Source organism: Stieleria sp., assembly GCF_041595215.1.
Classification (GTDB): domain Bacteria; phylum Planctomycetota; class Planctomycetia; order Pirellulales; family Pirellulaceae; genus Stieleria; species Stieleria magnilauensis.
This window is the reverse complement of sequence record NZ_JBFHKV010000302.1, coordinates 1-8,312: the sequence shown is the minus strand read 5'-3', so window position 1 is coordinate 8,312 and position 8,312 is coordinate 1. Positions and strand designations below refer to the sequence as shown.

General features: G+C 58.6%; 8 protein-coding genes. 7 read left to right on the top strand and 1 reads right to left on the bottom strand.

The window, feature by feature from the left end; translation table 11 throughout:
* From ABX749_RS13540 to ABX749_RS13530, 3 genes are all read left to right on the top strand, one after another.
* Positions 1–360, top strand: a 360-nt coding sequence (locus ABX749_RS13540) for a ClpP family protease (protein WP_372896443.1), incomplete at its 5' end; no start/stop codon positions are given.
* A 53-nt stretch (positions 361–413) separates the two neighbouring features.
* Entirely contained in the window at positions 414–1,004 is a 591-nt protein-coding gene (gene clpP, locus ABX749_RS13535; protein ID WP_145208865.1) for an ATP-dependent Clp endopeptidase proteolytic subunit ClpP, read from the top strand.
* A gap of 522 nt (positions 1,005–1,526) precedes the next feature.
* Entirely contained in the window at positions 1,527–2,018 is a 492-nt protein-coding gene (locus ABX749_RS13530; RefSeq protein WP_372896442.1) for a thioredoxin family protein, read from the top strand.
* On the opposite strand, the gene ABX749_RS13525 is transcribed toward ABX749_RS13530, so the two are convergent.
* Entirely contained in the window at positions 2,003–2,578 is a 576-nt protein-coding gene (locus ABX749_RS13525) for a hypothetical protein (RefSeq protein ID WP_372896441.1), read from the bottom strand. The two genes, ABX749_RS13530 and ABX749_RS13525, sit on opposite strands and share 16 nt — an antisense overlap.
* Before the next feature lie 213 nt (positions 2,579–2,791).
* Here ABX749_RS13525 and ABX749_RS13520 point away from each other — a divergent pair, with 213 nt between their 5' ends.
* From ABX749_RS13520 to ABX749_RS13505, 4 genes are all read left to right on the top strand, one after another.
* Positions 2,792–4,012 carry a prenyltransferase/squalene oxidase repeat-containing protein gene (locus ABX749_RS13520; RefSeq protein ID WP_372896440.1) on the top strand — a complete coding sequence of 407 codons (1,221 nt, stop codon included), beginning with the start codon at positions 2,792–2,794 and terminating at the stop codon, positions 4,010–4,012.
* A 210-nt stretch (positions 4,013–4,222) separates the two neighbouring features.
* Entirely contained in the window at positions 4,223–5,644 is a 1,422-nt protein-coding gene (gene rimO, locus ABX749_RS13515) for a 30S ribosomal protein S12 methylthiotransferase RimO (protein ID WP_372896439.1), read from the top strand.
* A gap of 179 nt (positions 5,645–5,823) precedes the next feature.
* Positions 5,824–6,453: a transposase gene (locus ABX749_RS13510; RefSeq protein WP_372896438.1), complete on the top strand. Its 630-nt coding sequence runs from the start codon at positions 5,824–5,826 to the stop codon at positions 6,451–6,453.
* A 182-nt stretch (positions 6,454–6,635) separates the two neighbouring features.
* Positions 6,636–8,093, top strand: coding sequence for an IS1380 family transposase (locus tag ABX749_RS13505; RefSeq protein WP_372896437.1), 1,458 nt, complete (start codon positions 6,636–6,638; stop codon positions 8,091–8,093).
* Positions 8,094–8,312 lie beyond the last annotated feature (219 nt).

Below are 8,312 nucleotides of genomic sequence, written 5' to 3'. Positions count from 1 at the left end.
TCGTGCCCGGTCGCGACGTACTGCGTCGGTGAAGCCTGCAGCGGGGCGGCCGTCTTGTTGGTCGGCGGCAGCAAAGGCAAACGGTATTGTCTGCCCAACAGCCGCGTGATGATGCACCAGCCGATGGGCGGCGTCGGCGGACAGGTCAGCGACATCGAAATCCAAGCGGCCGAAATGTTCCGCTATCGCGATGTGCTGAACCAAATCATCGCCAGCCACTCGGGGCAGCCGGTCGAGAAAATCGCCGAAGACACCGATCGCGATTTCTTTTTAGGGGCCAACGAAGCCAAAGAGTACGGATTGGTCGACGATATCCTGACCAAGCCGCCGGTCGAAGACGAAGACGAAGACGCCAACTGAGCCGTCGCCCGTCTCGTTTTCCCTCTCCCGTCAAACTAACCAAGAATACCGATATGCCACTGATTCCCTACGTCGTTGAAAAGAGCGGACGCGAAGAACGCACTTACGACATCTATAGCCGACTGCTGAAAGACCGAATCATCTTTCTCGGTCAACAAGTCGATGACCAGATCTCCAACTCGCTCGTCGCTCAGATGCTGTTCCTGATGAGCGACGATCCCAAGGCGGACATCCACCTGTATATCAACAGCCCCGGTGGAAGCATCACCGCCGGCATGGCGATCTACGACACCATGCAATTCGTCTCCTGTGACGTCGCTACCTACTGCATCGGTCAAGCCGCGTCGATGGGCGCCGTGCTGTTGACCGCCGGTGCCGCCGGGAAACGCTACGCGCTGCCCAACGCGCGGATCATGATTCACCAACCGCTCGCCGGCATGCAAGGCACCGCGCGGGAAGTCGAGATCCACGTCGAAGAACTGCGGCGGATCAAGAAACGCATGAACGAGATCATGATCGATCACACCGGACACTCGCTGGAAAAAATTGAAACGGACACCGATCGTGACCGCTTCATGAGCGCCGAAGAGGCCCGCGAGTACGGCTTGATCGACAAGGTCGTCAAACGCGCCGGCGAAGCCTAAGCGGGCGAGCGAAGAAGAGTGTGGTAGCCTTCGCGACCCTCCCAAAGGGCATTGTGTCTACACATCTTTTGCATGTCAGATCGGTTTTGAGTGGATGGTTTCGGCCAACGGCCGTTTACATCCATAGCCTTGGGCATCGCCCAAGGTCCCCAAACGAGAACGAGAGGCGTTGGCCGACGGCCATACACAAATGCCTCGTCAAACGCGAAGGTTGTCCATGGCCGTTGGCCAAATTTCACCTCATTGCGATGAGGTTCCTGGGGCGGCGCAACCCTCGCAAATGCTCGGTTTGCTTGCCCCAGGCTACGGATATGCATGGCCGTTGGCCAAGAAGCGACTTGCGTAGATACAAATGCCCAAAGGGAGGGTGACTTCACTTTAATAGCGAATCGACCGCTTCACTTGGTGCCCCGCTGTTTGGCGGGTGTCGCGGATACTTCCTGTGGTTGATGAACAGACGCGTTAGAATTTGCCCCTTCGGACTTTTCTACGCCGTTTTCCTCATCACCACAGAGCACCGCCGTGAAACGATTCATGGTTTGCACAGGGCAGTATGCCCTTTTGGCGATCGTCGTCCTGTTCGCCGTCTCTCATTGCACAGCCCATGCGGCTGATCTTGTCGGCAATTATCCCCACCCGGTCGGACACACCGTCTCCTCGGCAGAATCAGCGATCCAATGGCACGAGGATCTTGATGCCGGCTGGCGCGCGGCCAAACAGTCGGGCCGGCCGATGGTGATCTTCATCACCTCCAGTCGATGTCGCTATTGCGACGCGATGAAACGTGATACTTGGACCGATGGCACGATTCGAAGCCGATTGAAAAATGGATTCGTCGCGATTCGTCTGTCACCGGATCGTAACGCTGAAGTCCTGCGACGCATCGACGTGCCGGCCTATCCGACCACCTTGATCGGGCATCCCGATGGCAAGGTCCTCGCACACAAGGTCGGTTATCAGCCGCCCGGTGCGTTGCACCAGTTGTTGGGTGCGGCCGATCAATCGGCGAACTGATGTTGCCGCAATAACCGCAATCGTTGGTTCAATTCACGTTCACGACGATCCAATTCGGCCTCGCGTCGATCGAGCCGAAGGGACCACTGGCTGAGGCTGGCGATCAAGTCGCCGGTGTGATCGGGGAACAGGTCTTTTGGGCGAGCGGGCGGTTTGGGTGATCCGTTGACGGGAGCATTGACGGGAGCATTGCGGTCAGCCGATTGCACTGTTCCGGCGGGCTGCGGAGGATCGATTCGCAGGATCACCTCGTTTTGATCTGCGGTTCCAGGTCGGCCGTCAGCGGGCGATCGCCGCCGAACCTGTAGCGTGGCGAGCCGTTGTTCGGCACGCGTGGGGTGACGCAGCGTCTTGAGGCGGAACAAGGTGGGTGGTGCAACGCCCATTCGGTTTGCGGTCGTTGCAGCTGCACCTCCGGCGATCGAATCGTTGTGGTCACGTGCGATCGCTCCCGTGCCCACCGCGAGCGGACGAGGCGCCGATGCGATCGGCCGGCGGCGAATCCTCGCGCCGCCCGTGATCTTTCGTTGCAACGGTGTTGGGGTAGCGGTCGGTGGCATCGGACGACGGTTTGGAGGAAGTGTGACGAATGGCCGTTTCGTCACCGGCAGACAGGGTGTGGCCCCCAGGGCTTCGTTCGTCACTCTCGGCCGAGAGACCTGCACGCTTGTCCGCCTGGAGCGTAAAATGGGGCGTAAGCTATCGTCATCGCAGCGGTTGTGACGTTCAAACCGCCCACCGCCCACCTTCCACTGTTAGGGGTTCGAACCGGGATGCATCTATCCGACGTTTCAAAAGGGTCACGCGCTGTTGTTTGCCGACTGATCCCAGCTTTCCTGGTCGGCGTCGCATTGATGCCGTCGGGGGTCACCGGGGACGACGTGGCGTCGCAGGGGAACGCGACCCAGGGCGAGGTGGCGGAATTTCAGACACCGGAGCAGACCAACGCGGCGATCGACAAGAGTGTCGAGTTGGCGATCGGGTTTTTAAAGAATCGCGGCCAGACCGGCGACGGCGCGTTCAGCCCGGAGACCGGCGTGGCGGTGACGTCGCTGTGTGTCCGAGCGATTCTGGAGCATCGCCCCACCGACGTCGATTCGCCAGTCGTCCAAAAAGCGATTCAGTTCATTCTGGACAACGTTCGTCCCAGCGGTGGGATCCACGCGACGGGATCGATGTACCGAAACTATGAAACGTCCGTTGCCGTGGGCGCCTTGGTCGCAGCCAATCGCGACAATCGCTATGAAAGTCAACTCAACCGCGCCGAAGCGTATTTGAAGGAGATTCAGTGGGACGAGGGTGAAGGCGTGGAGTCGTCGGACACGGCGTATGGCGGTGCGGGCTACGGCAAACACGCTCGTCCCGATTTGTCCAACACGTCCTTTTTGGTCGATGCCCTGAAAGACTTGGGCAACGACGCGGACGACGAAGCGATCCAGAAGGCGCTGCGATTCATCAGCCGGACGCAAAACTTGGCCGGCCACGGAAACGACACCGAGCATGCCGACAAAATCGGCGACGGCGGGTTTTACTACACGCCGGCCGCCGGCGGTGAAACCAAGGTCGTCAGCGAAGACGGCGACAGCGAAGACGGGGACAACGGCGGGGCGCTTCGCAGCTACGGCTCGATGACCTACGCGGGGCTGAAGAGCATGATCTATGCCGGCCTGACCGACGACGATCCACGCGTCGCGGCCGCCATGGACTTCATCCAAAAGACCTATTCGCTGGACGAAAATCCGGGGATGGGCAAAGCCGGGCTGTATTACTACTACCACACCTTCGGCAAGGCCTTGGCGGCGGCGGACATCCGCGTGCTGACTGATGCGGATGGCGAAAATCACAATTGGAGACGCGAACTCGCCGCGACCTTGATCAACGCCCAACAGGCCGACGGGTCTTGGGTCAATGACGGCAACGACCGCTGGATGGAAGGCAACCGCAATCTGGTGACGGCCTACGCGCTGCTGGCGCTGAAATATTGCCGCGAATGAGTGGTCTGGCAGCCGGGGGGCCCCGCGCGGGGCTTGCCGTCCGTTTCGGTCGGGCCTGCTGTGGATGCCAATCGTCCCGCACGGCGTGACCGAGTTGCGTTCCTGTCCCCTGAACCATTTGCTCGTTTGGAGGAATTCGGTTCCAATGGTTCGCTTCGATCGGCTGCGTCCAGCGATTGAATGCCCCATCAGCCTTTTACCCTGAATTCAATGCAACTTCCCGTCGTCAATTTATCTGATTCCGCCCCGGTCCCCGCACCGCAGGAGGGGGGGGCGGATGCCCGCGGCAGCTACGCCGTGGTTTCGTTGGGCTGTCCCAAGAACTTGGTCGACACCGAGCAGATGCTCGGGCGTCTGGACCAGGACGGGTACCGGATGGTGGGCGACGTGAATGCGGCGGATTTTGTCGTCGTCAACACCTGCGGGTTCATCGACTCGGCACGCGAAGAGTCGCTCGGTGCGATCGATGAAATGTTGGACCTGAAACGCCAGGGCAAGATTCGCGGAGTGGTCGTGACGGGATGTTTGGCCGAGCGTCAGCAGGGCAAGTTGTTGGAGGCGCGTCCGGAGATTGATGCGATGGTCGGCGTCTTTGGACGCAACGATATCGTGGACGTGGCCCACCGACTAAGGAGCGGTATTCAAGAACAACAGCGAGTCTTTCGTCCCGCGCCGATCCGGCCGCTTTCCGATGCGGTTCGTTCGGCCGTCACGCCGCGCCACTTTGCTTACCTCAAGATCAGCGAAGGATGCGATCGGCTGTGCACGTTTTGCGCGATCCCCAAGATGCGCGGCAAACACTACAGCAAGCCGATTGAACAAGTGGTCGATGAAGCGAAACGGCTGGGGGACAGTGGCGTTCGCGAAGTCGTCATCGTTGCTCAAGACACGACGTACTACGGCAAGGATCTCTATGGCACGCCGAAGCTGACCGAATTGCTGACGGAATTGGACAAGATCGATTCGATCGATTGGATCCGTTTGATGTATTTCTATCCGATGTACATCGACGACCGGTTGGTGGAAACGTTGGCCGGAGCCGAGCGGATTTTGCCGTACATCGACATGCCGTTGCAGCACGCCAGTGACGCGATGTTGAAACGCATGTCCCGTAAGACGACGCGTTCGCTGCAGGAAGAGATTGTGGGGCGTTTGCGCGAACGGATCCGATCCCTGGTGATGCGGACGACAATGATCACGGGATTCCCGGGTGAGACCGAAGATGATTTCGAGCAGTTGGTCGACTTCGTCTCCGAGCAACACTTTGAGCATCTGGGCGTGTTCACCTATTCGGTCGAAGAAGACACGCCGGCGGCCAAGTTGCCCAACCGAGTGCCCGCCAAGATCGCCGAGCGGCGGATGAGTGACTTGATGGCTGTCCAGCAGCAGATCGCGTTTGAGTGGAACGCGGCTCGCGTCGGATCACTCGATGACGTGATCATCGATTCCAAGTTTGAAGAGCAAGACGGAGTCTGGATCGGCAGAACCCGTTCGGAAGCGCCCGAGATCGACGGGGTGGTCTACGTCAGTGGTGTCGAATCAGGCTCCGAGCCGCAAGTCGGCGACATCGTCGAATGTGAGATCGTCGCCAGCCAAGGCTATGACTTGGTCGCCGCGCCAGTGGGCAGCTGAACCGCGCTGGTGTGCAGCTGAAGCGCGCTGGTGTGCAGGCTTTAGCCGCCGGTCTTGCTGCTCCGCAGCGCGAGGGGATGCGCCTGAAGGCTGGACACCATCGGTTGCTGGAATTCAGGCTTCAATCGCCCTACAATCGTGCTTGTCAAGTCGATGCTCTTTGCTGCACGAGTGGAGTGATGCCGCAAGACCCCGAAACCATGTACCGATGGCGGCGTTGGACGCCTCAGCAGCGGCAACAAATTCTCCAGGAACGGCAAGATCGACACCATCCCACACACTCCCCGGCGCACATTCAAAGCGATCACACAAGCCTCTACATGATCACCGCAGCGTGCTTCGAGCACCGCCCGGTGATCGGGGATTCCGATCAACGGATGGCGGATTTCTCAAACAGCTTGTGCGACGTACTCGTTGATGTCTGCGAAGCCCTGTTTGCTTGGGTCGTGCTTCCCAACCACTATCACGTCCTCGTCGATGCACCGGAGTTGACGCCCACGCTCAAACAACTGGGAAAGCTACACGGACGGTCCTCCTTCAATTGGAATGGCGAGGAGTCGCGTCGCGGTCGTCAGGTCTGGTGCAACGCGGCAGAGACAGCCATGAAATCCGAGGGGCATTACTATGCGACATGGAACTACATCCTAAATAACCCCGTACACCACGGCTATTGCCTCAAGTGGACGGAGTGGCCCTTCAGCAGTGCGAACGAGTATCTGGAACGGGTCGGTCGCGAGCACGCCCTGCGAATCTGGCGTGCATACCCGATCTATGATTACGGTCAACATTGGGATCCCCCCGAGTTTTAGGTACCGAGGGCGCTGGTGTGCAGGCTTCAGCCGCCCAGCTTGCTGCTTCGCAGCGCGGGGGGATGCGCCTAACCCGGATATTGCATCCGCTGATTCAATCGCCCCTATAGCGCGAAAGCCTTAGTTCGTGTATCTATTGGAGTTACGACACTTCATAGACCACAAAACCAAGGCTTTCGGCAATGACAAAGCGTAAACGAAATCGTCCCGCATTGAAACGCCTCAGGAGGCAGGCCGTTGAGGTAGATTTCGACGGCGGAACGCTCACCTCTGACGGGGGCCTATTGCTGCTTCGCGAAGTCGACAACAAGCTCAACTTGATCAAGCGGATCGACCAAGCCATTCGCGACCCACGTGATCCGTTCCACATCACTCATTCACAGGCGGAGATCCTTACCAGCCGAATCTTTGCGATCGCGGCTGGATACGAAGATGTAAACGATCAACAGCAGCTTCGTGACGATCCCGCATTTCAAGTCGCCGCCGGACGGACTCCGCGAATCAATGGCAGTTTCGACGACGATGAGGATCCCACTCTGGCGAGCCCCTCGACTCACTGCCGATTTGAAAATCGAATCAGCGAGAAAGAACTTTTCGAGCTCAACAAGGTCCTCGTCGATACTTTTCTTGACAGCTTCAACGTCCCGCCTGATGAAATCACACTCGACTACGACGCAACCGACGACAGGGTACACGGCAATCAAGATAAGAAGGCCTTCAATGCATACTACGACAGTTATTGCTTCCAGCCTCTGTACGTCTTTTGCGACGACCAGCTTGTCGTCGCGCATCTTCGTCCGGCCAACCGCGGCGACGCCCACCACGCACGCGGGATCACGAAATTGCTTGTTGCAAGGATCCGCCAACGATGGGCTCACGTCAAAATCACCCTACGCGGCGACGGAGGCTTTGCGGTCGAACGCTTGATGCGATGGTGCGACAAAAATGATGTCCACTACGTCTTTGGTTTGCCCAAAAACAGCGTTTTGGTCGATGAAATTGCCTGCGAAATGACTCGCGCACGAATCCTACAATCACACCTGGGTGGCAAACAAGCTTGTTTCAAATGGTTTCGCTATCGCACCCGCAGGACTTGGGATCGCCATCGCTGGGTGGTCGGCAAAGCAGAGTATACCGGCAAGGGCCCCAATCCTCGCTTTGTCGTAACGAACCGGTTCTCAAGCGATGGTATTGTCGACACCACCTACCATCGACCGATGGTCGACGGCAAAAGGCAGCCGCTTCAGGTCGAGACTCCGGGGACATGGTGCTCTGCTCCCTGCGACCCCGAAAAGTTCTATCGCGAGCGTTACTGCATGCGCGGCGAGATGGAGAATCGGATCAAAGAACAGCAGCTCTGTCTGTTCGCTGATCGCACCAGCTGCAGTCGTTTTGCGGCCAATCGGTTCCGCCTGATGCTTTCTTCCTTTGCCTATGTCTTACTCGATGGACTGCGTCGTCTGGGACTGAGTGCAACGAAACATAGTCGACTACGTGTGGACACGATTCGATTGCGTCTGTTGAAAATTGCTGCCCGAGTCCGCGTGACGTGTCGTCGGGTGGTGTTTCATCTTTGCAGCCACTGTCCTTGGGAACCGCTGTTCAACCAGGTGCTGGCACGCCTGTGCCGTAGCGATTAGCCACTCCCATCGCATCGTGTGGCATCGCCCAGCGACTCCCCGATCGTCCGGGGGTAGGGGGCCCTGTGCCCGGAGCGAATCGATTGCAGCAAAAACCGGCTATCGTGGACAGCCTCGCCGTAACTCAGGCTAAAATCAGAGTCAACCAGTCGGCGGATGCAATATCCGGGCTAAAGGCTGGACACCAACGTGCGCTGGTGTGCAGGCTTCAGCCGTTCT

Bases quoted from the DNA above. Each gene is read 5' to 3' on its own strand.
- clpP (WP_145208865.1), top strand. From the start codon at position 414: ATGCCACTGATTCCCTACGTCGTTGAAAAGAGCGGACGCGAAGAACGC.
- ABX749_RS13525 (WP_372896441.1), bottom strand. From the start codon at position 2,578: ATGCCACCGACCGCTACCCCAACACCGTTGCAACGAAAGATCACGGGC.
- ABX749_RS13520 (WP_372896440.1), top strand. From the start codon at position 2,792: ATGCATCTATCCGACGTTTCAAAAGGGTCACGCGCTGTTGTTTGCCGA.
- rimO (WP_372896439.1), top strand. From the start codon at position 4,223: ATGCAACTTCCCGTCGTCAATTTATCTGATTCCGCCCCGGTCCCCGCA.
- ABX749_RS13510 (WP_372896438.1), top strand. From the start codon at position 5,824: ATGCCGCAAGACCCCGAAACCATGTACCGATGGCGGCGTTGGACGCCT.
- ABX749_RS13505 (WP_372896437.1), top strand. From the start codon at position 6,636: ATGACAAAGCGTAAACGAAATCGTCCCGCATTGAAACGCCTCAGGAGG.